The sequence below is a fragment of the Pseudomonas sp. S60 genome (assembly GCF_016647865.1).
GTDB classification, from domain to species: Bacteria; Pseudomonadota; Gammaproteobacteria; order Pseudomonadales; family Pseudomonadaceae; genus Aquipseudomonas; species Aquipseudomonas parafulva.
This window is the reverse complement of the sequence record NZ_JACVVH010000004.1, coordinates 59,306-84,484: the sequence shown is the minus strand read 5'-3', so window position 1 is coordinate 84,484 and position 25,179 is coordinate 59,306. Positions and strand designations below refer to the sequence as shown.

Annotated in this window: 23 protein-coding genes; 10 read left to right on the top strand and 13 right to left on the bottom strand. The window is 63.4% G+C overall.

What is annotated here, in order from left to right; translation table 11 throughout:
- The 8 genes from bioF to IAE33_RS03125 all read left to right on the top strand — a co-directional run bounded on the left by bioF (nt 1) and on the right by IAE33_RS03125 (nt 9,233).
- Nucleotides 1-1,173: an 8-amino-7-oxononanoate synthase gene (gene bioF / locus IAE33_RS03160; protein WP_201162114.1), complete on the top strand. Its 1,173-nt coding sequence runs from the start codon at nt 1-3 to the stop codon at nt 1,171-1,173.
- Nucleotides 1,166-1,897 carry an alpha/beta fold hydrolase gene (locus IAE33_RS03155; RefSeq protein WP_201162113.1) on the top strand — a complete coding sequence of 244 codons (732 nt, stop codon included), beginning with the start codon at nt 1,166-1,168 and terminating at the stop codon, nt 1,895-1,897. The genes bioF and IAE33_RS03155 overlap by 8 nt, the downstream gene beginning before the upstream one ends.
- Nucleotides 1,890-2,708 carry a malonyl-ACP O-methyltransferase BioC gene (bioC, locus tag IAE33_RS03150; protein WP_201162111.1) on the top strand — a complete coding sequence of 273 codons (819 nt, stop codon included), beginning with the start codon at nt 1,890-1,892 and terminating at the stop codon, nt 2,706-2,708. The genes IAE33_RS03155 and bioC overlap by 8 nt, the downstream gene beginning before the upstream one ends.
- Before the next feature lie 10 nt (nt 2,709-2,718).
- The gene (gene bioD, locus IAE33_RS03145; RefSeq protein ID WP_201162109.1) at nt 2,719-3,399 is read left to right on the top strand and encodes a dethiobiotin synthase; all 681 of its coding nucleotides are present in this window, start codon (nt 2,719-2,721) and stop codon (nt 3,397-3,399) included.
- Between the two features lie 118 nt (nt 3,400-3,517).
- A complete protein-coding gene (locus tag IAE33_RS03140) occupies nt 3,518-3,814 on the top strand; it encodes a hypothetical protein (RefSeq protein ID WP_028633652.1) in 297 nt (98 codons plus the stop codon).
- 280 nt (nt 3,815-4,094) lie between these two features.
- The gene (locus tag IAE33_RS03135) at nt 4,095-5,900 is read left to right on the top strand and encodes a phenylacyl-CoA dehydrogenase (RefSeq protein WP_201162107.1); all 1,806 of its coding nucleotides are present in this window, start codon (nt 4,095-4,097) and stop codon (nt 5,898-5,900) included.
- A gap of 148 nt (nt 5,901-6,048) precedes the next feature.
- Nucleotides 6,049-7,332, top strand: a complete 1,284-nt coding sequence (locus tag IAE33_RS03130) for a GGDEF domain-containing protein (protein ID WP_201162105.1) — start codon at nt 6,049-6,051, stop codon at nt 7,330-7,332.
- Between the two features lie 122 nt (nt 7,333-7,454).
- Nucleotides 7,455-9,233 carry an acyl-CoA dehydrogenase C-terminal domain-containing protein gene (locus tag IAE33_RS03125; RefSeq protein ID WP_201162104.1) on the top strand — a complete coding sequence of 593 codons (1,779 nt, stop codon included), beginning with the start codon at nt 7,455-7,457 and terminating at the stop codon, nt 9,231-9,233.
- A gap of 282 nt (nt 9,234-9,515) precedes the next feature.
- Here IAE33_RS03125 and IAE33_RS03120 read toward each other — a convergent pair whose 3' ends face one another.
- Nucleotides 9,516-10,430 (bottom strand): LysR family transcriptional regulator, encoded by a 915-nt coding sequence (locus IAE33_RS03120; protein ID WP_060482887.1) that lies wholly within the window; start codon nt 10,428-10,430, stop codon nt 9,516-9,518.
- A 208-nt stretch (nt 10,431-10,638) separates the two neighbouring features.
- On the opposite strand from IAE33_RS03120, the gene IAE33_RS03115 reads away from it, so the two are divergent.
- Nucleotides 10,639-11,901 (top strand): aminotransferase class III-fold pyridoxal phosphate-dependent enzyme, encoded by a 1,263-nt coding sequence (locus tag IAE33_RS03115; RefSeq protein WP_201162102.1) that lies wholly within the window; start codon nt 10,639-10,641, stop codon nt 11,899-11,901.
- 148 nt (nt 11,902-12,049) lie between these two features.
- A complete protein-coding gene (locus IAE33_RS03110) occupies nt 12,050-12,208 on the top strand; it encodes a YqaE/Pmp3 family membrane protein (RefSeq protein ID WP_033727371.1) in 159 nt (52 codons plus the stop codon).
- Between the two features lie 42 nt (nt 12,209-12,250).
- Here the strand turns inward: IAE33_RS03110 and IAE33_RS03105 are convergent, their stop codons facing one another.
- The 12 genes from IAE33_RS03105 to IAE33_RS03050 all read right to left on the bottom strand — a co-directional run bounded on the left by IAE33_RS03105 (nt 12,251) and on the right by IAE33_RS03050 (nt 25,150).
- On the bottom strand, nt 12,251-14,077 hold the full coding sequence (locus tag IAE33_RS03105) for a S9 family peptidase (RefSeq protein WP_201162100.1): 1,827 nt from the start codon (nt 14,075-14,077) through the stop codon (nt 12,251-12,253).
- A complete protein-coding gene (gene pqqE, locus IAE33_RS03100; RefSeq protein WP_028633645.1) occupies nt 14,043-15,203 on the bottom strand; it encodes a pyrroloquinoline quinone biosynthesis protein PqqE in 1,161 nt (386 codons plus the stop codon). Before pqqE ends, IAE33_RS03105 begins: the two co-directional genes overlap by 35 nt.
- On the bottom strand, nt 15,175-15,450 hold the full coding sequence (pqqD, locus tag IAE33_RS03095; protein WP_201162098.1) for a pyrroloquinoline quinone biosynthesis peptide chaperone PqqD: 276 nt from the start codon (nt 15,448-15,450) through the stop codon (nt 15,175-15,177). Before pqqD ends, pqqE begins: the two co-directional genes overlap by 29 nt.
- Nucleotides 15,447-16,202 carry a pyrroloquinoline-quinone synthase PqqC gene (gene pqqC / locus IAE33_RS03090; RefSeq protein WP_060482883.1) on the bottom strand — a complete coding sequence of 252 codons (756 nt, stop codon included), beginning with the start codon at nt 16,200-16,202 and terminating at the stop codon, nt 15,447-15,449. The genes pqqD and pqqC overlap by 4 nt, the downstream gene beginning before the upstream one ends.
- Nucleotides 16,203-16,267: 65 nt before the next feature.
- Complete coding sequence (gene pqqB, locus IAE33_RS03085) at nt 16,268-17,179, bottom strand: pyrroloquinoline quinone biosynthesis protein PqqB (protein WP_028633642.1); 912 nt, start codon at nt 17,177-17,179, stop codon at nt 16,268-16,270.
- Nucleotides 17,180-17,263: 84 nt separating this feature from the next.
- Nucleotides 17,264-17,335, bottom strand: a complete 72-nt coding sequence (gene pqqA / locus IAE33_RS03080; protein WP_003243383.1) for a pyrroloquinoline quinone precursor peptide PqqA — start codon at nt 17,333-17,335, stop codon at nt 17,264-17,266.
- 158 nt (nt 17,336-17,493) lie between these two features.
- Complete coding sequence (gene pqqF, locus IAE33_RS03075) at nt 17,494-19,791, bottom strand: pyrroloquinoline quinone biosynthesis protein PqqF (RefSeq protein WP_201162097.1); 2,298 nt, start codon at nt 19,789-19,791, stop codon at nt 17,494-17,496.
- Complete coding sequence (locus IAE33_RS03070; protein ID WP_201162096.1) at nt 19,784-20,578, bottom strand: carbon-nitrogen hydrolase family protein; 795 nt, start codon at nt 20,576-20,578, stop codon at nt 19,784-19,786. Before IAE33_RS03070 ends, pqqF begins: the two co-directional genes overlap by 8 nt.
- A gap of 13 nt (nt 20,579-20,591) precedes the next feature.
- Nucleotides 20,592-22,274, bottom strand: a complete 1,683-nt coding sequence (locus IAE33_RS03065) for a flavin monoamine oxidase family protein (protein WP_028633639.1) — start codon at nt 22,272-22,274, stop codon at nt 20,592-20,594.
- Between the two features lie 261 nt (nt 22,275-22,535).
- On the bottom strand, nt 22,536-23,657 hold the full coding sequence (locus tag IAE33_RS03060) for a Fic family protein (protein WP_201162095.1): 1,122 nt from the start codon (nt 23,655-23,657) through the stop codon (nt 22,536-22,538).
- 143 nt (nt 23,658-23,800) lie between these two features.
- Nucleotides 23,801-24,262 (bottom strand): Lrp/AsnC family transcriptional regulator, encoded by a 462-nt coding sequence (locus tag IAE33_RS03055; RefSeq protein WP_201162094.1) that lies wholly within the window; start codon nt 24,260-24,262, stop codon nt 23,801-23,803.
- A 54-nt stretch (nt 24,263-24,316) separates the two neighbouring features.
- Nucleotides 24,317-25,150 carry a hypothetical protein gene (locus IAE33_RS03050; protein ID WP_236406011.1) on the bottom strand — a complete coding sequence of 278 codons (834 nt, stop codon included), beginning with the start codon at nt 25,148-25,150 and terminating at the stop codon, nt 24,317-24,319.
- Between the last annotated feature and the right edge of the window lie 29 nt (nt 25,151-25,179).

The following is a 25,179-nucleotide window of genomic DNA, read 5'->3' as shown; positions in this document are numbered from 1 at the left end:
ATGGCGTTCGACCTGGCAACGCGTCTGGCCGAACGACGCGCGGCAGACCTGTACCGGCAACGCCCGCTGCTGGGCAGCCCTCAGGGGGCGCTGGTAGTGGTCGATGGCCAGCAGTTGCTGGCCTTTTGCAGCAATGACTACCTGGGCCTGGCCAATCACCCACAGGTGATTGCGGCGTGGCAGGCGGGTGCAGAGCGCTGGGGCGTGGGCGGCGGTGCCTCTCACCTGGTGGTGGGGCATACCACGGCCCATCACCAGGTCGAGGAGGCCCTGGCCGAACTGACCGGTCGCCCCCGGGCGTTGCTGTTTTCCACCGGCTACATGGCCAACCTGGGTGCCATCACGGCCTTGGTGGGCAAGGGCGATACGGTGCTGCAGGACCGCCTTAACCATGCCTCGCTGCTCGATGGCGGCATGCTCAGTGGTGCCCGCTTCAGCCGCTACCTGCACAACGACCCTGCCAGCCTGGCCACCCGCCTGGAGAAAGCGGCAGGTAACACCCTAGTGGTGACCGACGGCGTGTTCAGCATGGATGGCGATGTGGCCGACCTGCCTGGCCTGGCCCGTGCTGCCCGCGCCCGTGATGCCTGGCTGATGGTGGACGATGCCCATGGGCTGGGTACCCTTGGCGTAGGCGGGGGTGGCGTGGTGGAACATTTTGGCCTGGGCGTGGAGGATGTGCCGGTGCTGATCGGTACCCTGGGCAAGGCCTGCGGCACCGCTGGCGCCTTTGTGGCCGGCAGTGAAGCGTTGATCGACACGCTGGTGCAGTTCGCCCGCCCTTACATCTACACCACCAGCCAGCCCCCGGCCTTGGCCTGCGCCACGCTCAAGAGCCTTGAGCTGTTGCGCACCGAAACCTGGCGCCGTGAACAACTGAACGCCTTGATCGGCCAGTTCCGTGAGGGGGCACGCCAGATCGGCCTGCAACTGATGGACAGCCCCACACCGATCCAGCCGATCCTGATCGGTGACAGTGCGCGGGCACTTCGCCTGTCGGCCATGTTGCGCGAGCGCGGCCTGCTGGTAACCGCCATTCGCCCGCCCACCGTGCCGGCTAGCAGCGCACGCCTGCGGGTAACACTGAGCGCTGCGCACACGCCTGCGCAGGTGCAGCTATTGTTGAATGCATTGGCAGAGTGTTATCCACAACTGGAGCGCGCCGATGCGTAACCGAATTGTATTGTTGCCGGGTTGGGGTTTGGGTACCGCGGCCCTGGAGCCGCTCGCCGCCAGCCTGCGTGCGCAGGACGCCCGCCTGCAGATCACCTTGATGCCACTGCCGGAGCTTGACCACGCGGATGTGCAGGGCTGGGTCGACCACCTGGACCGCAAGCTGCCCAACGATGTGTGGCTGGGCGGCTGGTCATTCGGTGGCATGCTTGCCAGCGCCTTGGCCCACAAACGCGGCGATCACTGCTGCGGCCTGCTGACGCTGGCCAGCAACCCCAGTTTCGTGGCCCGGGCGGATTGGCCCCACGGCATGGCGCAAGATACCTTTGGCACCTTCCTGGATGGGTGTCGCAGCCATACCGCCGTGACCCTCAAGCGTTTTCGCAGCCTGTGCAGCGACGGTGCCTTGCAACCGCGCACCCTCCTGCGCCAGCTCGGTGTGGGTGTACCGGACACCGACCCGCTTTACCTCGCGACCGGCCTGGAAGTGCTGGCCCAGCTGGACACCCGCGAAGCGCTTCAGGCATTTGCCGGCCCTCAGTTGCACCTGTTCGCCGGCAGCGACGCGTTGGTGCCGGCCGAAGCTGCCCAGGCGCTGAGCGAGTTGTTGCCAGATGTGGAAGTGGGCCTGGTTGAAGACAGTTCCCACGCGTTTCTGCTGGAGTACCCTCAGGAGTTGGCGGCGGGCATCAAGAGTTTTTTGCATGAGAGTGGCGATGACTGACCTTTCCCAACCCGCCTTGCCCGGTACGCTGCCGGACAAACGCCAGGTGGCGGCGTCCTTTTCCCGGGCCGCAGGCAGCTATGACAGTGTTGCAGCCCTGCAGCGCGAGGTGGGCACGCGCCTGCTGGCGCAACTGCCGGCAGACCTGCAGCCCTCCCGCTGGCTAGACCTGGGGAGCGGCACTGGCCACTTCAGCCGGGCGCTGGCCCAACGCTATGTTGCGGCCGGCGGCGTGGCAGTGGATATCGCCGAAGGCATGCTGCGCCACGCCCGCGAGGCACACGGCGGTGCGCTGTATCACGTGGCGGGCGATGCCGAACGCCTGCCGCTGAGCGATGGGTGTGTCGACCTGGTGTTTTCCAGCCTGGCAGTACAATGGTGCAGCCAGTTCGCCAGCGTGCTGTCAGAAGCGCAGCGCGTGTTGCGGCCCGGCGGTGTGCTGGCATTCAGCAGCCTGTGCACGGGCACCCTCGATGAGTTGCGGGCCAGCTGGCAGGCAGTGGACGGCCTGGTGCATGTGAACCGTTTTCGCCGCTTCGATGAGTACCAGCGCCTGTGCGCGGCCAGCGGCCTGCGCCCGCTGGCCCTGCAACAGTGCCCGCATGTGCTGCATTATCCGGACGTGCGCAGCCTGACCCACGAGCTGAAGGCATTGGGCGCGCACAACCTCAACCCTGGCCGGCCTTCTGGCCTGACTGGCCGTGCCCGTATGCAGGGGTTGCTGCACGCCTATGAGGCATTTCGCCAACCCTCGGGGCTGCCAGCCACCTATCAGGTGGTCTATGGTGTGTTGCGCAAGCCACAGGCATAAGGGGAGCCACATGAGGCACGCCTATTTCATCGCTGGCACCGACACCGATGTCGGCAAGACCACCATCGCGGCAGGGCTTCTGCATGCCGCGCGTTTGCAGGGGATGAGTACCCTTGGCGCCAAACCCGTGGCTTCCGGTTGCACCCTGACCGCCAAGGGCTTGCGCAACAGTGACGCCCAGGCCTTGATTGACGAAAGTACCGTCAAGCTCGAATACGCGCAGGTCAACCCGTTCGCCTTCGAGCCGGCTATCGCACCCCATGTGGCTGCGCGCGAGGCTGGCGTCACGCTCTCGGTGTCGCACCTGCTGGGGGCGATGCGCACTGTGTTGCAGCAGGAAGCCGACTTCACCCTCATAGAAGGGGCCGGCGGGTGGCGTGTGCCGTTGTCAGGGTTGGAAAACCTGTCCGACCTGGCAGTGGCCTTGAAGCTGCCGGTCATTTTGGTGGTTGGCGTGCGCCTGGGCTGCATCAGCCATGCCTTGCTCAGCGCCGAGGCTATCGAGCGTGATGGCTTGCAACTGGCGGGGTGGGTAGCGAACATCATCGAGCCGCGTACCTCTCGGCTTGAAGAGAACCTGGCCAGCCTGGCCGAGCGCCTGCCTGCGCCCTGCCTTGGGCGGGTGCCTAAGCTGAAGCAGGCGAGTGCCGACATGGTCGCTGAGCACTTGCAACTGGACCTGCTGGACTGACCGACATACCCAGGGCCTATCAGATGGCAACAAGCTATTACTGTTTTAAACGGGCCTTTTTACCCAAGGCCTGTTTTAATCAGCCTTGTCTGTTATCCAGGTTCAATGGAGCCCTGACATGGAAATCACCGGTAGTTCTGCCTACTATGCGGGCCTTGGCGCCATCAAGGCCGGCCAGGAACGCGTCGACCAGGCCGCCAGCCAGGTTGCCAACCTCAGTGCCGAACGCACTGCCACCAGCCAGTCCAGCGACTTCCAGGCAGAACGCCTGCGCGGCGTCGACCGCAGTCAGCAGATGGACCTTGCCACCAGTACCGTACAAATGGCGCTGGGCAAGCTCGAGGTCGAACTGGGGGCGAAAGTGGCCAAGGCCTCTGATGACATGCTCGGCCGTATCATCGATATCCACGCCTGACACCTCTGCTTTACTCCGCTAGCCACGCGTGACGCAGGGGCGTCTCCCGCCTGCGCGACGCAGCCAGCCGTCGCTTTTCATTCAAGCCATTCTCCTCCAACTGCCCGTGATTTCACGGCCGCGCAACCGTGTGGCGGTTTCGTCGTTTTCCGCGGCGTAAATGGCACCATCGTCCATCCTTGACATCAGCCTGCGGTAAACGTAAGTTTCAAACAACTGTTTGACAGACCTTGCCGCGTGCGCCGGTCCCCCCACAGAACTCACTTAGAGGTTCATCGCGATGCCTGACTACAAAGCTCCCTTGCGTGATATCCGCTTCGTTCGTGACGAGCTGCTTGGCTATGAGGCGCATTATCAAAGCCTGCCGGGTTGCCAGGACGCTACCTCGGACATGGTCGATGCCATTCTGGAAGAGGGCGCGAAGTTCTGTGAGCAGGTATTGGCGCCGCTAAACCGCGTAGGTGACCAGGAAGGCTGCACCTGGAGCGAGTCGGGCGTGAAAACCCCGACCGGCTTCAAGGAAGCTTACGAGCAGTTCGTCGAAGGCGGCTGGCCGAGCCTGGCTCACGACGTGGAGCACGGCGGCCAGGGCCTGCCGGAGTCGCTGGGCCTGGCGCTGAGCGAGATGGTGGGTGGCGCCAACTGGTCGTGGGGCATGTACCCAGGCCTCTCCCACGGCGCGATGAACACCATTTCTGCTCACGGCACAGCCGAACAGCAGCACACCTACCTGACCAAGCTGGTATCTGGCGAGTGGACTGGCACCATGTGCCTTACCGAGCCACACTGCGGCACCGACCTCGGCATGTTGCGCACCAAGGCCGAGCCCCAGGCCGACGGCAGCTACAAGGTGTCGGGCACCAAGATCTTCATCTCTGCCGGCGAACACGACATGGCCGAGAACATCGTGCACATCGTGCTGGCCCGCCTGCCCGATGCGCCTGCCGGTACCAAAGGCATCTCGCTGTTCATCGTGCCGAAGTTCCTGCCCAACGCCGAAGGCGCGGCGGGTGAGCGCAACGGCGTCAGCTGTGGTTCCATCGAACACAAGATGGGCATCCACGGCAATGCCACCTGCGTTATGAACTTCGACGGCGCTACCGGCTACCTGATCGGCCCGGCCAACAAAGGCCTGAACTGCATGTTCACCTTCATGAACACTGCGCGCCTGGGTACTGCACTGCAAGGCCTGGCGCACGCCGAAGTGGCCTTCCAGGGCGGCCTCAAGTATGCCCGCGAGCGCCTGCAGATGCGTTCGCTGACCGGGCCAAAGGCCCCGGAAAAAGCGGCTGACCCCATCATCGTCCACCCGGACGTACGCCGTATGCTGCTGACCATGAAAGCCTTCGCCGAGGGCAACCGGGCCATGGTGTATTTCACCGCGCAGCAGGTGGACATCGTCAAGTACAGCCAGGACGAAGAAGCCCGCAAGAAGGCCGATGCCCTGCTGGCCTTCCTGACGCCGATCGCCAAGGCCTTCATGACCGAAGTGGGCTTCGAAGCTGCCAACCATGGCGTGCAGATCTACGGCGGCCACGGCTTCATCGCCGAGTGGGGCATGGAGCAGAACGTGCGCGATAGCCGCATCTCCATGTTGTACGAGGGCACCACGGGTATCCAGGCCCTGGACCTGCTGGGCCGCAAGGTGTTGATGACCCAGGGCGAAGCGCTGAAGGGCTTCACCAAGATCGTGCACAAGTTCTGCCAGGCGCAGGAAGGCAACGACGCGCTGAACGACTTCGTACAACCGCTGGCGGCCATCAACAAGGAGTGGGGCGAGCTGACCATGAAAGTGGGCATGGCCGCCATGAAGGACCGCGAGGAAGTGGGCGCAGCGTCGGTGGATTACCTGATGTACTCCGGCTACGCCTGCCTGGCTTATTTCTGGGCAGATATTGCACGTGTTGCAGCGGAGAAGCTGGCCGCCGGCAGCGGCGACCAGGCGTTCTACACGGCCAAGCTGCAGACTGCGCGCTTCTACTTCCAGCGCATCCTGCCGCGCACCCGTACCCATGTGGCCGCCATGCTGTCGGGTGCCGACAACCTGATGGCCATGGACGAAGCGCACTTCGGCCTGGCGTACTAAGCGCAATTGCTCCAGCGAAACCCGCCTGCCTGTTATGGCAGGCGGGTTTTTTGCATTCCACGGACGGAGCCTGATTAAACTGTCCGGGTGCACGGCCGATCAAGTAAGGGCACAATGCCATTACTGATCTGCCGGGTTGGAGATTACTGTGTTTCGCCTTGACGCCGTTCGTGCAAGCCACTTTCTGCCCTCGCTGCTGTTGCTGATAGCGGGCCTCGCTGCGGCCTACGCCAAAGACCTCAGCGTGTTCTTCACCTCCTTGTTCAATGTGCTGCCCACCCTGGTGTTGCTGCTGGGTGGTGCCTACTGCGCGGTCTACAGGCGCCAGCGTGAGCTGTTTTTAATGCTGACGGTGTACATCGCTTATTTTCTGCTCGATACCCAGACTGACTTCTACAGAGATAACGGGCATGTGCGCGATGACGCTGCCGTCATCTTCCACCTGGTGTGCCTGCTACTGCCGGCGTTGTATGGCATCTACGGCGTATGGCAGGAACGCATGCACCTGCTGCAGGACATGGTGGCCAGGGGCGCTGTGCTGTTGGTTGTAGGTGCGGTGGCGGTGGCGCTGGAGCAACGCTTCCCCGCCGCCCTGTTGGCCGGCTTGGCCGATATTCGCTGGCCGGCCCTGCATGGGGAGTGGATGAGCCTGATCCAGTTGGCGTACCCGTTGTTCATTGGGGTGCTGGTGCTGCTGGTGGTGCAGTACCTGCGGGCGCCGAGGCCTTTGAATGCAGCGCTGGTGATGGGGTTGGTGGGGCTCTTCTGGATGCTGCCCAAAACGTTCATCTTGCCCTTCACCCTGAACATCATGTGCAGCCAGGTGATGCTGATGATAGCTGCGGCGGTGGCACATGAGGCCTACCAGATGGCCTTTCGGGACGAGCTCACCGGCTTGCCGGGCCGGCGTGCGCTCAATGAGCGCATGCAGCGGTTGGGGCGCAACTATGTGATCGCGATGAGCGATGTGGACCATTTCAAGCGCTTCAACGATACCCACGGCCATGACGTCGGCGACCAGGTGTTGCGCCTGGTCGCCAGCCGCCTGGGCAAGGTGGGGGGCGGTGGCAAGGCGTACCGGTACGGCGGCGAGGAATTTGCGGTGGTGTTTGCCGGCAAGAGCACCGAGCACTGCGTGGCGCACCTGGAGGCGGTGCGTGAAGCGATTGCCGGCTATGCCATGCGCCTGCGTGACCAGGGCGCTCGCCCCCACGACGACAACACGGGCCGGCAGCGGCGCGCCGGCAGCCGTGGTGGTGCGGTGTCAGTCACGATCAGCATCGGTGTGGCAGAGCGGCATGTGGACCACCGCAACCCAGATGACGTGCTCAAATCCGCCGACCAGGCGCTCTACAGCGCCAAGGCGGCCGGGCGTAACTGCCTGATGGTGCACGGCCTGAAAACCCGCCGGGGGGCAGAGCGTGCGTCGTGACCATAACTGACCATGCGGTCTGTTGATGACCCTATGTCTCGTAAAAGTTGTTCGGTTACACTCACTGCAACTCCAGTGCTGCGGTGCCTGACACCGCCCGTTCCGACCAGCGAGAGGTTGTCATGGCTGACTATAAAGCGCCCCTGCGCGACATGCGCTTCGTACTGAATGAAGTCTTCGACGTGGGGCAGCAATGGGCAGAATTGCCCGGGCTCGGCGACGTTGTCGATGTGCAGACCGCCTTGGCAGTGCTTGAGGAGGCCGGCAAGGTCGCGGCCCGCTCCATCGCGCCGTTGAGCCGTGCTGCCGATGAAGAAGGCTGCCACTGGGATAACGGCGCCGTGCAGACGCCGGCAGGCTTCATCGAGGCTTACAACACCTATGCCGAGGGCGGCTGGGTGGGCGTGGGCGGTGACCCGCTGTTGGGTGGCATGGGCATGCCCAAGGTGGTGTCGGCGCAGGTTGAAGAAATGGTCAACGCGGCGAGCCTGGCTTTCGGCCTGTACCCGATGCTGACCGCAGGCGCCTGCCTGTCCATCAATGCCCACGCCAGCGAGGCGCTGAAGCAGAAGTACCTGCCGAACATGTATGCCGGCGTTTGGGCGGGCTCCATGTGCCTTACCGAGCCCCATGCCGGTACCGACCTCGGCATCATCCGCACCAGGGCCGAGCCCCAGGCCGACGGCAGCTACAAAGTGACCGGGACCAAGATCTTCATCACCGGCGGCGAACACGATCTCACCGAAAACATCATCCACCTGGTACTGGCCAAGCTGCCGGATGCCCCGGCTGGGCCGAAGGGCATCTCGTTGCTCCTGGTTCCTAAGTTCCTGGTCAATGAGGACGGCAGCCTGGGCGCGCGCAACCCGGTAACCTGCGGTTCCATCGAGCACAAGATGGGCATTCAGGCGTCGGCCACCTGTGTGATGAACTTCGACGACGCGGTCGGTTATATCGTGGGTGAACCCAACAAAGGCCTGGCGGCCATGTTCACCATGATGAACTACGAGCGCCTGGGGGTTGGCATCCAGGGCCTGGCTTCGGCCGAACGTTCTTACCAGAACGCGGTGGAATACGCCCGCGACCGCTTGCAGAGCCGTGCCCCCACCGGCCCACAGGCCACAGACAAACCTGCCGACCCGATCATCGTGCACCCTGATGTACGGCGCATGCTGTTGACCATGAAGGCGCTGATCGAAGGCGGGCGTGCGTTCTCCACCTACGTGGCCATGCAACTGGACAGCGCCAAGTACAGCGAAGACGCCAGTGTACGCAAGCGCAGCGAAGAGCTGGTGGCGCTGTTGACGCCTGTGGCCAAGGCGTTCCTCACCGACCTGGGCCTGGAGTGCACGGTGCACGGCCAGCAGGTATTCGGCGGGCATGGCTATATCCGTGAGTGGGGCCAGGAGCAACTGGTGCGTGACGTACGCATCACCCAGATCTACGAAGGCACCAACGGTATTCAGGCCCTCGACCTGATGGGCCGTAAGGTGGTGGCCAGCGGTGGGGCCTACTACAAACTGTTCGCCGATGAAGTGCGCGCGTTTATTGCCAGTGCCGGCCATGAGCTGGGCGAGTTCACCCAGCCGCTGGCGGCGTCGCTCGGTCAGCTGGATGCGCTCACCGACTGGGTGCTGGAGCAGGCCAAGGGCAACCCTAACGAAATTGGGGCTGCTTCGGTGGAGTACCTGCATGCATTCGGTTATGTGGCTTACGCCTACATGTGGGCACGCATGGCGCAGGCAGCGCAGCGCGGGGAAGGCGACGAAGGGTTCTATCAGGGCAAGCTGGGCACGGCGCGCTTCTACTTTGCCCGGCTGCTGCCGCGGGTCGGCTCGCTGGTGGCATCGGTGAGGGCTGGGAGTGAGTCACTGTACCTGCTGGATGCACAGCAGTTCTGATAACTGTCCAGGGGCTGGCAGAACTCCCCCCGGGTTTGGCTTTTTGAGAATGATTCTGGGTTTGTAAGCTTTTTCCTACATCACGTGGTGACTTTTCACCACTGTTCTCAGATTGGATCCACGGTTAATCTTTATCACATGGACGGAGCGCAGGAAGCGCCTAGGACAGATCAAGGACGACGACGAAGGATTTCCTGCCAGGGTGGCGGGGCGATACGGATGTCACAGGGAAACAGTCTGGAAAACCCCGCTTAGGCGGGGTTTTCTTTGTGCGAGTGTTTTTCAGGCCAATACGTCCAGGGCGGGTTGCCGGGTATCGGTCTCTTCTTCCAGCAGGTTGCGCAGCAGCTCTACTGAAGCCTGCTGGCGCTGCGCATCGCGGAACACCAGCCCCACTTTCAGCGGCACCCGTGGCTCGCTCAGCGGCTTCCACAGCAAGCCTTGCTCATCTTCTGCCGCCTCTTTGGCGCGCCCCGGCAGAATCGTCGCCAGCGATGTATGCGCCAGGCTGTCCAGAATACCTGCCATGTTGTTCATCTCGGCCTGAACCTGCGGCCTGCGGCCTTGGCTGGCCAGTTGTGCCTGCCAGATCTGGCGCATCTGGAACTCTTCCCCAAGCATGAGCATCGGCAATTCGGCTGCCTGGCGAATGGAAACCTTCTTGAAGTCCTTCAGGGGATGCGTGTTGGGGATGACCAGTTGCAACTCATCTTCATACAGCAGCAGCCCATGGAGCCCTGGCTGGCGTGGCGGCAGGTAGCTGATGCCAATGTCCAGGTTGCCATTGAGCAGGCGCCGTTCGATCTCCAGGCCTGACAGTTCATAGATCTGCACCACCAGGTGAGGCTGGGCCTTGCGCAGCCGTTCGAGCAACCGGGGCACCAGGCTGGGGCGCACGGTTTGCAGTACCCCGATGGCCAGGGTGCGCAGCGACTGGCCTTTGAAGCTGCGCATGGCATCGGTGGCGCGCTGCAGGCCATCGAGCAGCGGCAGGGCGTGGTTGTAGAGGGTGTGGGCGGCGAGTGTGGGCAGCAGGCGCTTGTTGCTGCGCTCGAACAAGCTCAGGTCCAGGCCATGTTCCAGTTGGCGAATCTGCTGTGAGAGCGCGGGCTGTGACAGCGAAAGCCGCTCGGCGGCGCGCCCGACGTGGCCTTCCTCATACACCGCGACGAAATAACGCAGTTGGCGAAAATCCATAAGGTTTGCTTATTGAAATTGCTACTAAATCGAAATGTCGTAAAACCGCTTGCTCGCCTAGTCTATCGCCCTACTACAAGGGGTTACAGCAATTGATGGTCACATTATTGCAGCTACCCGCAAAGCGTTTTGATAGGCAAGGCAACAGAACGCACATTGATCATTTGATCGCGCTTTGCTGCCGCCACCGTGATGGGTTGGAATCCTGATGAACCTGTTCAACCTGCGCCGCCCGGCCCCTAAGGCTGTTGTCGAGCCAAGGCAGATGCCGCAGCAGCCTTCAACCGGCAACCTGATGCCCAAGCACAACCGGGCAACGCCCGTGTTCGTGCGTGGCCAGGGGGCGTGGTTGTGGGATGACCAGGGGCGAGCCTGCCTGGACTTCACCCAAGGCGGCGGCGTCAACAGCCTGGGCCATAGCCCAGACGCGCTGGCAGCCGCGCTCGCAAATCAGGCTCAGGCGCTGATCCAGCCAGGCTCGGCGTTCCATAGCCCGGTTTTGTTGACCTTGGCCAGCCGGCTCTGCCAGGCCACCGCCAGCGACCAGGCTTACCTGCTGAACACGGGTGCCGAGGCCTGCGAAGGTGCGATCAAGCTGGCGCGCAAGTGGGGCCAGCGCCATCGCAATGGCGCGTACCACATCATCACCGCCAGCCGGGGCTGCCATGGGCGCAGCCTGGGTACGCTGTCTGCCTCCGACCCGACGGCATGTAGCCGCTGTGAGCCCGGCGTGCCCGGCTTCAGCAGGGTGCCTTTCAATGACCTCGCAGCACTGCACGCCGCGGTGGACTCTCGCACGGTGGCGATTATGCTTGAGCCTGTGCAGAGTGAAGCGGGTGTTATCCCGGCCACGCGCGAATACCTCCAGGGTGTGGAAACCCTGTGCCGGGAGCTGGGCATCCTGTTGATTCTGGACGAAGTGCAAACCGGCCTTGGCCGCTGTGGTGCATTGCTGGCAGAGGAAACCTACGGGGTACGCGCCGATATCGTCACCTTGGGCAAGGGCCTGGGTGGGGGCGTGCCGCTGGCGGCGTTGCTGGCGCGGGGGGCGGCCTGCTGTGCCGAGGCGGGCGAACTGCAGGGCAGCCACCATGGCAATGCGCTGATGTGCGCTGCCGGCCTTACGGTGCTGGACACGGTGCTGGCCCCAGGGTTCTTCGACGAGGTGCAGGACAAGGGCCGCCACCTGCGCGAGGGCCTCGGGCGGCTGGCGGGCCGCTTCGGCCAGGGCCCGATACGCGGGCAAGCTTTGCTCTGGGCGCTACCGCTGAAGGAAAACCTGGCCCCCGCGCTTGTGGCTGCCGCGCTGCAGGAGGGGCTGTTGCTGAATGCTCCACAGCCCGACGTAGTGCGCTTTACGCCGGCGCTGACCGTGAGCCGGAGCAATATCGACGAAATGCTGCAGCGCCTGACCCGCGCCTTTGCCCGGTTGCACGCCCGCCAACAGAGCCGCCGCGAGATGCCGGCCTAGGTTGCCAACCCCTGATTCAACGAACCGTCTGGCGTTTCTGCGCACCGCCCCTGGCCTGTTACATTCGGCCCGGGGCGTTTTTTTTGCCTGTGGAACCTCTGCGACCGGCGGCGAGTCTGTGATGTAACCCCTTTACGGAGAGACTCTCATGGACTTCATTCGCATCATCATCGCTATCCTGCTGCCACCACTGGGCGTATTTCTGCAGGTGGGGTTTGCCGGCGCGTTCTGGTTGAACATTCTGCTGACGCTGCTGGGCTACATCCCTGGCATCGTGCACGCGGTGTACATCATTGCCAAGCGGTGAGGTATAACCCATTTTGCGACCAGGGGGCCCGCGCCCCCTGTGTCATTCACCCGCCAGCACTTCGCAGTAGAACCTCCATTCTTCCTCCAGTGCATGCGCCAGGTTCTCAGCCTTGCGCAGCCCGTGCCGCTCACCCTCGTAGAAATGCCCCTGGGCTTTGATGCCGTTGGCTTGTAATGCTGCCAGCATCGAGCGCGTCTGCTCGGGCACCACCACGGCGTCCAGCTCGCCCTGGAAAAACACGACCGGCACGGTGATCTGTGCTGCATGCAGCAGCGGTGTACGCTGGCGATAGCGCTCGGCATCCTGTTGTGGGTCACCGATCAGCCAGTCCAGGTAATCGCCTTCGAACTTGTGCGTTGCCCGGGCCAGGGCGGTGGGGTCGCTCACGCCGTACAGGCTGGCACCTGCGCGGAACACATCGCGAAATGCCAAGGCGCACAGGGTGGTGTAACCGCCGGCGCTGCCGCCACGGATGAAGGCCTTGCGCGGGTCGATCAGCCCTTGTGCGGCCAGGTGCTCGACGGCATTGCAGGCATCTTCCACATCGGTTTCGCCCCAACGCAGGTGCAGGGCCTGGCGATACTCACGGCCATACCCGCTGCTGCCCCGGTAGTTGAGGTCGGCAACGGCGAAGCCGCGTTGGGTCCAGTACTGGATACGCGGGTCCAGCACCGGGTAGCAGGCTGAGGTGGGGCCGCCATGGATAAAGACCACCAGTGGCGGCGCGCCCTTGCTGTGGGCAGCGGGGTAGAAAAAGCCGTGGGCCAGTGCCTCGCCACGGCCGCAGTGGAACGACTGCGGCAGGCTGATGTGTTCGGCCGCAAGTACCTCGGCGCCACCGGCCAGCACACTGACCTGATGGGTGTCGCGGGCGATGGCGATAACCGCTGGCGGGCTGATGGGCGAGGCGGCGATCGCATACAGGTACTGCGCATCCATGGCCAGGCTGCGAAAGCGCGTATAGGCACTGGCAAAGCGTTCCACGGGGCCATGCTCAGCGCGCAGCCCCAGTTGCCCGAACCCCGCGTCGAACCAGGTAGCCAGGTAACTCGCTGGGCCTAGCGGTAGCCAGGTACAGGCACCCAATTGCCACGGCGCGCCTGCGTGGTCGGCAGGTTCGGCGGGCAGTGCCTGCCAACGCCCCTCGACCTCGCCCCACGGCTGCCAGAAACCATTGTGATCCGACAGGCAATACAGCTGGTTGGCGTGGTCGAACCGGGGCTGCTGCAATGACGCCTGCGCCGTGGTCACAGGCTGAGGTGGCCCCCAACTGCCATCGGCGGCGCGCTGACGGCACATCAGCCGGGTGAAGGTCCAGGGTTGGGCCGGGCGATCCCACTCTACCCAGGCCAGACGCTGCCCATCAGGGCTGACGATGGGCGATGCGTAGAAGTCGGCGCCTTCGGCCAGCACTTCGCGGCTGCCGTGCCCCAGGGCGACCAGGCGATGCTCCACGGTGTGTGCGTGGCGCTCTTCCACGGCCAGCACCTGGCCGTCGTGCCACAGTACATCACCGTAGCGGCAGCGGCTGTCGTCGGTGAGGGGGCGTGGCTTTGGGTGGTCGAGGGCTTGGGTGTAGACCTGCTGATCGCGCTCGTTGACGAACACCAGGCCGTCGCCGCCCAGGCAGAAACTACCACCGCCGTATTCATAAACCCGGCTGCGCACACTGAAACCGTCGGGCGTGAGGCAGCGGGCCTGCTGATGCTGCCAGCACCAGATGCGGCAGGCACCGTCGGCCGGGCGGAACTCGACCCAGAACAGCCCGGCATCGCTGGCCTTCAATTCGGCGAAGTCGGTGCCGGCGGCGACAGCCTGCGCGGCGGTGAAGTCAGCCACGGGCGATGACACGTGAGTTTCGTTCATTGCGGAAAGTCATCTGTTCAATGGCAAGGTCAGCGCTTTGCGCCTCCTCGCGAGCCTTGAGGATGATGCCGTGGTCGGCCGACTTGGCACATACCGGGTCGGCATTGCTGGCATCCCCGGTCAGCATGAAGGCCTGGCAACGGCAGCCGCCGAAATCCTTTTCCTTCTCGTCGCACGAGCGGCACGGTTCCGGCATCCACTGGTAACCGCGGAAACGGTTGAAGCCGAACGAGTCATACCAGATGTGCTGCAGGCTATGGTCACGCACGTTGGGAAACTGCACGGGCAGCTGACGGGCGCCATGGCAGGGTAGCGCCGTGCCATCCGGGGTAACGGTGAGGAACACGCTGCCCCAGCCGTTCATGCAGGCCTTGGGGCGTTCTTCATAGTAGTCCGGGGTGACGAAGATCAGCTTGCACGGGTTGCCTGCGGCTTTGAGCGTTTCACGGTACTGATTGGTGATGGCTTCTGCCCGCTCCAGCTGCGCACGGGTGGGGAGCAGCCCGAGGCGGTTGAGGTGAGCCCAGCCATAGAACTGGCAGGTGGCAAGCTCGACGAAGTCTGCGTCCAGGGCAACGCACAGCTCGATGATGCGGTCGATCTTGTCGATGTTGTGCCGGTGGGTCACGAAATTGAGCACCATCGGGTAGCCGTGGGCCTTTACCGCGCGGGCCATCTCCAGCTTTTGCGCAAAAGCCTTTTTCGAGCCGGCCAGCAGGTTGTTCACCTGCTCGTCACTGGCCTGGAAGCTGATCTGGATATGGTCCAGCCCGGCCTGCTTGAACGCCGCGATGCGGGCCTCGGTCAGGCCGATGCCCGAGGTGATCAGGTTGGTGTAATAGCCCAACCGCCGCGCCTCGCCGATCAGCTCGGCCAGGTCCTGACGCACCAGGGGCTCACCACCGGAAAAGCCGATTTGCGCCGCACCCATTTCCCGCGCTTCGGCCATTACCTTGAACCACTGTGCAGTGCTCAGCTCCTGCCCCTGGGCAGCGAAGTCCAGCGGGTTGGAACAATAGGGGCACTGCAGCGGGCAGCGGTAGGTGAGCTCGGCCAGCAGCCACAGCGGCAGGCCGACCGCCGGCGTGGCCGGCAGCTCAGTTGAGCTGGATCCAGTGTTCGGCACGGGCCACCTCCATGAACTGCTCGATGTCGTCAGCCACTTCCGGCACATCGGGGAACTGCTGTTGAAGTGCCTCGATGATGGCGCTGACGCTGCGCTGGCCGTCGATCAGGCCCCCAATCAGGCTGGCGCTCTCGTTGAGCTTGATCATGCCCTCGGGGTACAGCAGCACATGGCCCTTCTGCGCGGGTTCGTACTGGAAGCGGTAGCCTGGGCGCCAGTTTGGCACCTGGTTGCGATCAAAGCTCATAGGGTGATCCCCTTGTGCCATACCCGTTGCTGGGTAACCGAGTGGTAGGGCGGGCGGTTCAGCTCGTAGGCCATGCTCATGGCGTCGAGCATGCTCCACAGGATATCCAGCTTGAACTGCAGGATTTCCAGCATACGCTGCTGGCCGGCCCAGGTGGTGTAGTGCTGCAGGGTGATCGCCAGGCCATGCTCAACGTCGCGGCGGGCCTGGCCCAGGCGGGTGCGGAAGTAGGCGTAGCCGGCGGGGTCGATCCACGGGTAGTGCTGGGGCCAGCTGTCCAGGCGCGACTGGTGGATTTGCGGGGCGAACAGCTCGGTGAGCGAGCTGCTGGCGGCTTCCTGCCAGCTGGCGCGGCGGGCAAAGTTGACGTAGGCATCCACGGCAAAGCGTACGCCCGGCAGTACCAGCTCCTGGGAGCGCAGTTGATCCGGGTCCAGGCCAACGGCCTGGCCCAGGCGCAGCCAGGCTTCGATGCCGCCGTCTTCACCCGGGGCGCCGTCATGGTCGAGCAGGCGCTGGATCCATTCACGGCGCACTTCGCGGTCGGGGCAGTTGGCCAGGATCGCCGCATCCTTCATCGGGATGTTGACCTGGTAGTAGAAGCGGTTGGCCACCCAGCCCTGAATCTGCTCGCGGGTGGCGCGGCCTTCGTACATGGCCACGTGGTAGGGGTGGTGAATGTGGTAGTAGGCGCCCTTGGCGCGCAGGGCCTGCTCGAATTCGGCAGGGGACATCGGCAGTGCGTCGCTCATGCGGCTGGCTCCTGTAAAGCAGCGTCTCGGCCCACGGGTGAAGGTGAGTGGCGCCTCATGGTTCGTTACAACTCGATGCTCATGCCGTCGAAGGCGACTTCCACGCCACGGCGCACCACCTCGGCGCGCTCGGGTGAGTCCTCGTCGAGAATCGGGTTGGTGTTGTTGATGTGGATAAGCACCTTGCGTTGGCGCGGGAAGGCGTCCAGCACTTCGAGCATGCCACCGCTGCCATTCTGCGCCAGGTGGCCCATTTCGCGGCCTGTGCGCGTGCCCACGCCCCGGCGTTGCATCTCGTCGTCTTCCCACAGGGTGCCGTCTACCAGCAGGCAGTCGGCGCCCTGCATCATCGCCAGCAGGTTGTCGTCAACCTGCCCCAGGCCCGGTGCGTAGAACAGCTTGCCACCCGTACGGGTGTCCTCCACCAGCAGGCCGAGGTTATCCCCAGGGTGCGGGTCGAAGCGGTGGGGCGAGTAGGGCGGCGCGGCGCTGCGTAGCGGGAAGGGGGTAAAGCGCAAGTTGGGGCAGGCCTCGACAACGAAGCTGCCTTCGAGCGCTATGCGGTTCCATTGCAGGCCGCCGTTCCAGTGGCTGAGCATGTTGAACAGCGGAAACCCGGTGGTGAGGTCTTGGTGGACCATGTCGGTGCACCATACCTGGTGCGGGCAGCCTTCGCGCAGGCTGAGCAGGCCGGTGGTGTGGTCGATCTGGCTGTCCAGCAGGATGATGGCGTTGACCCCGGTGTCGCGCAGGGCGCGGGCCGGCTGCATGGGCGCGAAGGCCTGGAGTTGCGCACGGATATCGGGCGAGGCGTTGCACAATACCCAGTGCACGCCGTCGTCGGATAGCGCAATGGAGGATTGGGTGCGGGCTGTGGCGCGCAGGGTGCCGTCGCGCAAGCCCTTGCAGTTGACGCAGTTGCAGTTCCACTGGGGGAACCCGCCACCGGCGGCCGAGCCGAGAACCTGGATATGCATGGGCACTCTCTTTACTGTGCAGAAAACCGTGTCGGAAAAACGAAAACGCCCCGGCAGGCCGAGGCGTGAAACCGTAAGCCTGGCTTAGCGGTTGGCGAAGTACATGGTGACTTCGAAGCCGATACGCAGGTCAGTGTATGCAGGTTTGGTCCACATGGGATTACTCCTTCGGAAGGGGTTACGGATTGCTCAGCTACTACTTGGGTACCGCCGTGGGCAGGAGGTTCCCTGAGCGCGGATTGCGCTATCTTACAAGATAATTATGTACCGAAAGGTTAATTATCTGAAAAGTGCCGTTGCATATTGCGTAACAATCACTCACCCCACTGCCAGGGGGAGGGTGGCGCGGCAGCGTTGGCCAAACAGAGCCAGGGGCAATCTGCGCTGAGCAGGTCGCTTAGCAGTTGGTCCAGATCCGACTGCCGCACCTTCAGAATAGCCTTGGGCAACGCTTCCAGCTTGACGGGTTGTGTAGCGAGGTGTGTCTGCCAGGCCCATTCGGCGACCTCGGCATTGACCATGACCGCTTCGTCGAACTGCGCTGCGAGGGCCTGGCGACTGCTCGGCGTCAGCGTGACGCCAACTTTAAATACCTCCATCAAGTGCCCCAGAACATCGGCCGGCCTGGCGTGGGGCGACTGCACGCCAAACAGCAGGCCGTATGCCCCCTCCACCTGGCGGAAGGCACTGAATACGGCATAGCCCAGTTGCAGCTCTACACGCAGGCGCTGGTACACCGGCCCCTGCAGCAGTTTCGCCAGCAGGCGGCCGGCTGCTTCGCTGGCCGCAGGCAACCGGCAGAACAGCAGCAGGGCGTGCTCACTGCCTGGGACCTGCACCGGGTGCCAGCGTCGCGCGGCCCAAGGGGACAGTGGCGCCGGGGCCGAGCCCTGGCCCGGGCACTGCTGCAGCGCTGCGGCCATGGCATTGTGGGCGGCCGGCTCGAACCCCACGGCCAGGCCGTGCCAGGTTGCCTGCTGCCATAGCGCGTCGAGGTGTAACTGAGTGTGTGTGCCTTCGGTGGCCGCCACACGCGCGGCCCCCTGCACGGCGGCTGGCAGTTGCTCAAGCAAGGCGCGTATAGGCATCAATGGCAACGCCGCCGTAATGGGCGGCTGCCAGCAATCGGCGGGGGGGTGTAGCAGTGCCGTCAATGCGTGCTCGGTTGCATAAACCACGGCTGCCGGCAGCCCGGTACAACGCAGTTGCAGGTGGTCGCCAACGCTGGCCAGGCGCAATTGCACCGAGGCTCGGTCGCAGCGCTCCTGTAAGGGTGCCAGTGCGTGCTCAAGAACCGGATACAAAGGCTGAAGCAGGTCCCTCGGCACCTTCCAGCGCAGGTAAAGTGCAGCATATTGCCGCTTGCAGGGCAGTACTTCGGTCACATGCAGGGAACCGGGCAACCGCTGGGTTTCGTGTTGTGCCCAGCCTGCGCTAAGCAATGGCTCCGGCGGTGGTAGCTGCCATTGGCCATGCCTGCCACTCGGCAATGCCGCGAGCAGTGCTTCAAAGGCTCGCTTACCTTGGGTATCCAGCGGCGCGAACGGCTGGCCAATGCTGTCCCGCTGGGCCAGCTCCAGTGCTCCCGCACTGCGTTCACGGCTTTGCTGCAGCAGGCCGAAACCCTGGTTGAGCGCCTCCAGGCCTGCCCCTCGAATGAAGCCCAACCAGCCATGCAATAGTGCAGTGGCTTCATCCCGGCGAGCGGCGGCGGTCAGTTTCAGGTCGATATGCCACAACAACTGCCCGCCAAACCCATACAACGTCTGGGTATTGAACCCCTGCAACCAGCCGCGCTGGCGCAGCGCATCCAGCCAGGTGCCGGGGCGGCTATCGCCGAGGCACGCCGTGAGCAGTGCCAGGGCCTGCTCGGCCCCCTCTGGCAGTGCGTTCAGGCTGAACACCAACGGGTGCGCACTTGCCGCCAGTGCCGCAGGCTGGGGCTGCTCCACACGCTCGCCTTTGGCAAACCGCTGCCCCTGCTGCCTGCCCAACTGCTCCAGCTCGTCCAGCGGCTGGGGGCCGCAGAGGGCCAGTACTGTCTGGCCGCCCTGATAGTAACGCTGGTGAAAGCCTGCAAGCGCCTGCTGGAACGCGACATTCTGCACTGGCAGCGTATAGCGGTTCCCGGCATGGAAAGCGCCCAGGGGGTGGTGGGATGCTACCGACTGCAGCAGGGCGTACTGTTGTTGCGCCGCCGGGTTGCGCGACCAGGCAATGAATTCGGCGTGAATCACTTCACGTTCCTGGTGCTGTCGTGCAATCCCAAGGTCGGGTTCGGCGAGCATCTGGCACAGCCGCACCAGCCCACCTGCCAGAGCAGCAGGCGGGGTTTCGAAAAAGTAGTCCGTGGTGCGCTCGCGGGTGCTGGCATTGACCTGCCCACCCACGCCTTGCACGTAGCGCATCAGGCCGTCTTCCAGCGGAAACTGCGGCGTACCCAGGAAGAACAGATGCTCCAGAAAGTGCGCCAGCCCTGGCCACTTGCCCGGCGCATCATGGTTACCCGCATGCACCCGTATGGCCGCCGCCGCACGCTTCAGCCGCGGGGCGTGGCGCAGGCGCAGTTGCAGGCCGTTGGCCAGGGTGACATGCCGAATTGCGTCAGGCATGGCGCCGGTGCAGCTCCTGGCGCAGGTCACGCAGGTAAGGGAACGCTTCGCGCCCCTGGATCAGCCGGTCATATTCCAGCTGCGCTGTCAGCAGGCACTCGTCGTGGCCGGCCATGGCCAGCAGGCTGCCGTCCGGCGCAACGATGCTGCTCTGCCCGCAGTAGTGAATGTCGCCCTCCGAGCCACAGTAGTTGGCGTAGACCAGGTAACACTGGTTTTCCTGCGCCCGGGCGCGCACGGTGACCTGGCAGGTGAAATCGTAAGGTGCCATGTTGGCCGTGGGCACCAGGATCAGCTCGGCACCGCCCAGCGCCAGCCGGCGTGCGTTTTCCGGGAACTCGATGTCGTAGCAGATCAGCAGGCCGACCTTCCAGCCGCCCAGCTCGACAACCGGAAAGTGGTCAGGCCCCTGGCTGAACATGGCCCGGTCAAGTTCGCCGAAGAGGTGGGTTTTGCGGTAGTTGCTCAGGCTTCGACCGTGGGCGTCGACCAGCTGCACGCTGTTGTAGATCGCCCCGTCACCCCCCCGCTCCGGGTAGCCGTAGGCAATGGCGATGCGGTACGCCTGAGCGATCTCGACCACGTGCATGGCCGACGGGCCATCCTCGGTCTCGGCCAGGCGTTGCACCTGCGCGGCGCCGATGTTGTAGCCGGTGAGGAACATTTCCGGGCACACCAGCAGGCCGGCGCCCTGTTCGGCAGCCAGCCTGGCCTGCTGGCGCAGGCGCTGCAGGTTGCCGGGCACGTCCAGCGGCCTGGGCGTGCCTTGGAACAGCGCGATGTGCATGGCGCCTCCTGGGTCAGTCGGCCAGGGCGATGGGGCCGATCTCGTCGAACACATCGCCCGGGCCGGGGTTGTCGGGGTGGGTGCTGCCACCAAAGTGGTTGATGATACCCCATACTGCATTCAGCGAAGTCTGCACGGCGCCCTCCACCCAGGCCGGTGTCCACGACACGTCGTCGCCGGCGATAAAGATGCCGCGCTGCTCGGCGGGCAGGTGCTGCTGCATGAAGTGCGCATACATGCGCTGGTTGTAGCGGTAGTGGCCCGGCAGTGCACCCTTGAAGGCGCCGAGGAAGTAAGGGTCGGCTTCCCACGAGATGGTGATCGGGTCGCCGATGATGTGCCCGGCAATGTCTGTTTTCGGGTAGATCTTCTTCAACGCATCGAGCGCCAGCTGCACGCGTTTTTCCACAGGGTGCGGCAGCATTTTCAAGGCGTCGCTCATCCAGGCGTAGGACAGGCAGATCACCCCCGGCTTGTCATCACCGTTGTCGAACAGGTAGGTACCCCGGGTCAGGCGGTCGGTCAGGGTCATGCTCAGCAGGTCGCGACCGGTTTCCGGGTCCTTGTCCTTCCAGAACGGCCGATCGACCATGACGAAGGTCTTCGAAGACTGCATGTAGCGGGTGCGGTCCAGGGCCATCCACATCTTCTGCGAAAACAGCGACTCTTCGCAGTCGATCTGGGTGGTCAGCAGCCAGGTCTGGCAGGTGGTAAGGACGGCGCCATAGTGGCGTGTGCCTCCCCAGGTGTCGGTGACCGCCAGGCGCCCGTCGGCCGCCCTGGCGATGCGCCTGACCCCGGTGCTCGGTGCACCGCCGTGCAGTGAACTCAGGCTGGTGCCCTGTGGCCAGTGCGCACATTGCTCTGGCTGATGGCGCCAGATGCCTTGAGGGACTTGCTCCACGCCGCCCACGATCAGGTGCTGGTGGTCGTCGCAGTTGGTCATCACCACGCGGAAAATTTCCAGCATCGAGTTGGGGAAGTCAGAGTCCCACCCCCCTGTGCCGAAGCCCACCTGCCCGAACACCTCGCGGTGCAGGAAGCTCAGTTTGGCAAACGAGCGTGAGGTGGCGACAAAATCGTAGAATGTGCGGTCATCCCACAGTGGCACCAGTTTGTTCCACAGCGCTTTCAGGCGCGGCACATCGCGGTCGCGGATAGCCTGCTGGATGTCGGCGAACTGAGCCCCGCTCTCCAGCGCATCGGCCCAGGCATCTGCCACTTCGTGAAACAGTTTGGGTAGGTCGGCAACGCTTTCGGCGTAGTAGGTCTGGCCTTCCAGGTCGATCACGGTGCTGCCCGAGGCTGCTGTCAGCGGGTTGGGAAAGGGTTTGGTTTCCAGCCCGAGCTTGTCCACATAGTGGTAGAACGCCGTGGACGATACCGGGAAGCGCATGCCGCCCAGTTCGGCGACGATGCCGTCGGTGCCGTTGAACGCCTGGGAGCGTAAGCGCCCGCCTAGCTTCGACGCCTCGTACACCACAGGCTTGAGGCCCAGCTTCATCAATTCGTAGGCCGCTACCAGGCCGGCGATGCCTGCGCCGATGATGGCGACTTCTTCGCCGTGACGCTCAGGCGGAATGCTGCCCAGGCCGGCAGGGTGCTCCAGCCAGTCATCGAAGGCGAACGGAAAGTCCGGGCCGAAGATGGTGACAGGTTGTTTGCCGTCGGCGGGGTGGCGGTTTTTCTTGTTCATGAAGTGGACCTTGCCAGAGCGGCTGCGCGAGGGGCGTAGCCTGAGTATAGGGGAGGCTGGAGGTCATTCTAGGAGGTGGGATGGTCGTTATTAAGGTGCAGAGTGTTGTCTTTTTGTCTTTGTTTTCGTCTAAATGCCTGGTTAGTAATGGAGTTTGACGATGAAGCTCTGATAAAACCCAAGCGAGCGGGTTAAATCGGCTGCCTGCGCTCGACCTTGCTGCTGAACCTGCCCCATGGCACAAAGGCCCGGCCTCGGTGCTCAGCGTGCGATCTTGTAACGGGTGCTGCGCCCGCCACCGGGCAGCCGCTCGATGCAGCCTTTTTCCAGCAGGTCGCTCAAATGGCGGGTCGCCGTTGCTTTGGAAACCTTGGCCACAGCTTGGTATTGGCCTGCGCTGATACCGTTTTCGAAACCCCGTTCTCCGCCATCGAGTAAACGATTGAGCACTTTGATCTGCTCTGCCGCCAGGGTTTGGCGGCGGTGTGCCTGCCAGAAGCGCGCCTTCGCCACCACACGGTCAATGCGGGCAAGGGCCTGCTCCAAGCTGTTGAGCAAGGTTGCGAGAAACCACTGCAGCCACCCGGTGATATCCAGCACACCTTTCTGACTGGCTTCCAGGATGCGGTAATACCCGGCGCGGTCGTCGAGCATGCTCGCGGACATCGCATAAAAGCGGATAGCCTGTTGTTCACCCTGGGCCAGTGCAAGGTCGGTAATGGCACGGGTGAGGCGACCATTGCCGTCATCGAAAGGGTGCAGGGTAACGAACCAGAAATGGGCGATGCCGGCGCGAAGAAACGGATCCAGGCTGACATCGCTTCGGCTGCTCTCGAACCAGGCGAGAAAGTCTGCCAGCAGGGTTTCCAGCCCTGCTCGCGGAGGTGCTTCGAAATGCACGGTCGGTTGGTCGATACGCCCGGAGACCACTTGCATCGCCTCTTCACCGCGCAATGAACCGATCTGTAATGGTCTTGCCAGCATTTGGTCATCGCGGGGAAATAGCCAACGGTGCCAGGTGAAGAGTCGCTGGTCGTCAAGTGGCTCTTGATGTGCGCGGGTAGCATCGAGAAGCAGTTCTGCCAGCCCTTCGGAGCGGGGGGTGATGCGGCCGTCTTCGTTCAGCCCCAAGCGCCGCGCCAGTGACGAACGTACGGAGCCGACATTCAGCTGCTCTCCCTCAATGGCTGATGAGGTGACGATGTTCTGCAGCATGGCATCCAGGCTGCTCTGCACTTCGGTCTCAGTGCCTACCGCGCCGAGCATTCCCAACAAACGGCCCTGAGCCTGACCGCACGCGCGCAGCAGTGGTGCAAGCGCTTCGGCTTGCCAGCTGAAGTGCGGCCAGTCTGTGTGCTGCCAGATCCAAAGCGGGTCATTCATAGGGGCACTCATCTGTGAGCCGATTAGGGAGCCTATTCGGCTCATCTAGTGAGCCGATAATGCTTGCTATTTGGCTCACTGTCTAATGCTCAAGCCAGGGCTTTCAAGTTGATGGGCCCACACGGACTCGAAGAGCGAGCGGGTTAAACCGGCTGCCCGCGATCGACCTTGCTGCTGAGAATGATCGACGTTGTGGTTTTCTCCACCCCGTCCAGGCTGCCGATCTGGTCAAGCAGCTGGTCAAGCTGCTCAGGCGAATCGGTCTGCAGCCAAGCCACGTAATCGAACTCACCGCTCACTGCACACAACTGCTGAACCTGCCCCATGGCACTCAGGCGCTTGACCACGTCCTTGCCCGAGCGCGGTTGTACCTTGATGCCCACATAGGCCTGCAACCCCCCGCCCATCACCCGCTGCCCCAGGCGCACGCCATAGCCGGTGATGACCTTGTTCTTCTCCAGCCGCTCCAGGCGCGAATTGACGGTGGTACGGGCGATGCCCAGGTGGCGGGCGAGGGTGGCGACGCTTTCGCGGGCATTCAGCTGCAGCAGGGCAATGAGCTGGCGGTCGATTTCGTCCAGTGCAAGCGGGCGGGAGTCCGGCATGGTGAGTCTCTGCGGTTTTGAGGGTCAGGGTTCGCCGGGTGCTGGCTTCCGGGTCTACTCGACAGCCGTCGTCAGTTCAGGATTGCCAAAACCAGCCAGACTGGCATTGGACGCCTGGAAGTAACTACGCCAGAACTGTTCCAGGTTCTGGATCATTTTTCCGCTACGGTAGCCGTTTTTGGCTGTGGTCGGCACAAACGCTGCACCATGTATGTAAACCCGCGCGCCTTGGAAGTCCGCCAGCAACTTTTGCTTCTCGACCTTGGCGATTTCGACCTTCGGATCGATTTGGCGGATGCCGTTGGATTGATAGAAACTTCCAAAGTCGCTGTACTCCAGCATATCGGACATCACCAGCATGACATGCTCGCTGACGCCTTCGGCCTTGGTCAGGTCCTCTCCCACGGCTTTCAGGCTGAACAGGATTTCACTGCGGGGAATATCGGAGCTGGACTTGCCCATGGTGGCAGCAAAGGCCCTACCGAAGCCTTGGAACAGCTGCGCAGGCTGGTTCTTGAGGCAGGATTCGAATTTACGGGTCGCCATCATCGGCACGCTACCCAGCACTTTCGGATCGATCGGTTTTTCCAGCTCGCCAGCGTAGCGCAGGCGCGTGTAGTGGCCTTCAAGGTACGCGCTGAAGGAGTAGAGGCGGATCTTGTCGCCTGGCTGCATGAAGCGTTTGATGTGCCCCCAGGCCGTTCGCTGCAGGTCCTGGGTCAGCGGGGTGGTCTGGTCAACGACAACGGTCAGCATCCGGCCGGACGGCGCGGTGCGGAACTCGGTGATGCGGGCGTTGGCGTAGCAGCTAGGAACGTCATTACGCTCCGCCGCCACCAGAGCGGTTGGCACGAGTAGCAGCGCCAGGGCCAAGCTCTTGATGTTCATGAAACCTCCATTTTTAGTAAAGCAGCTGC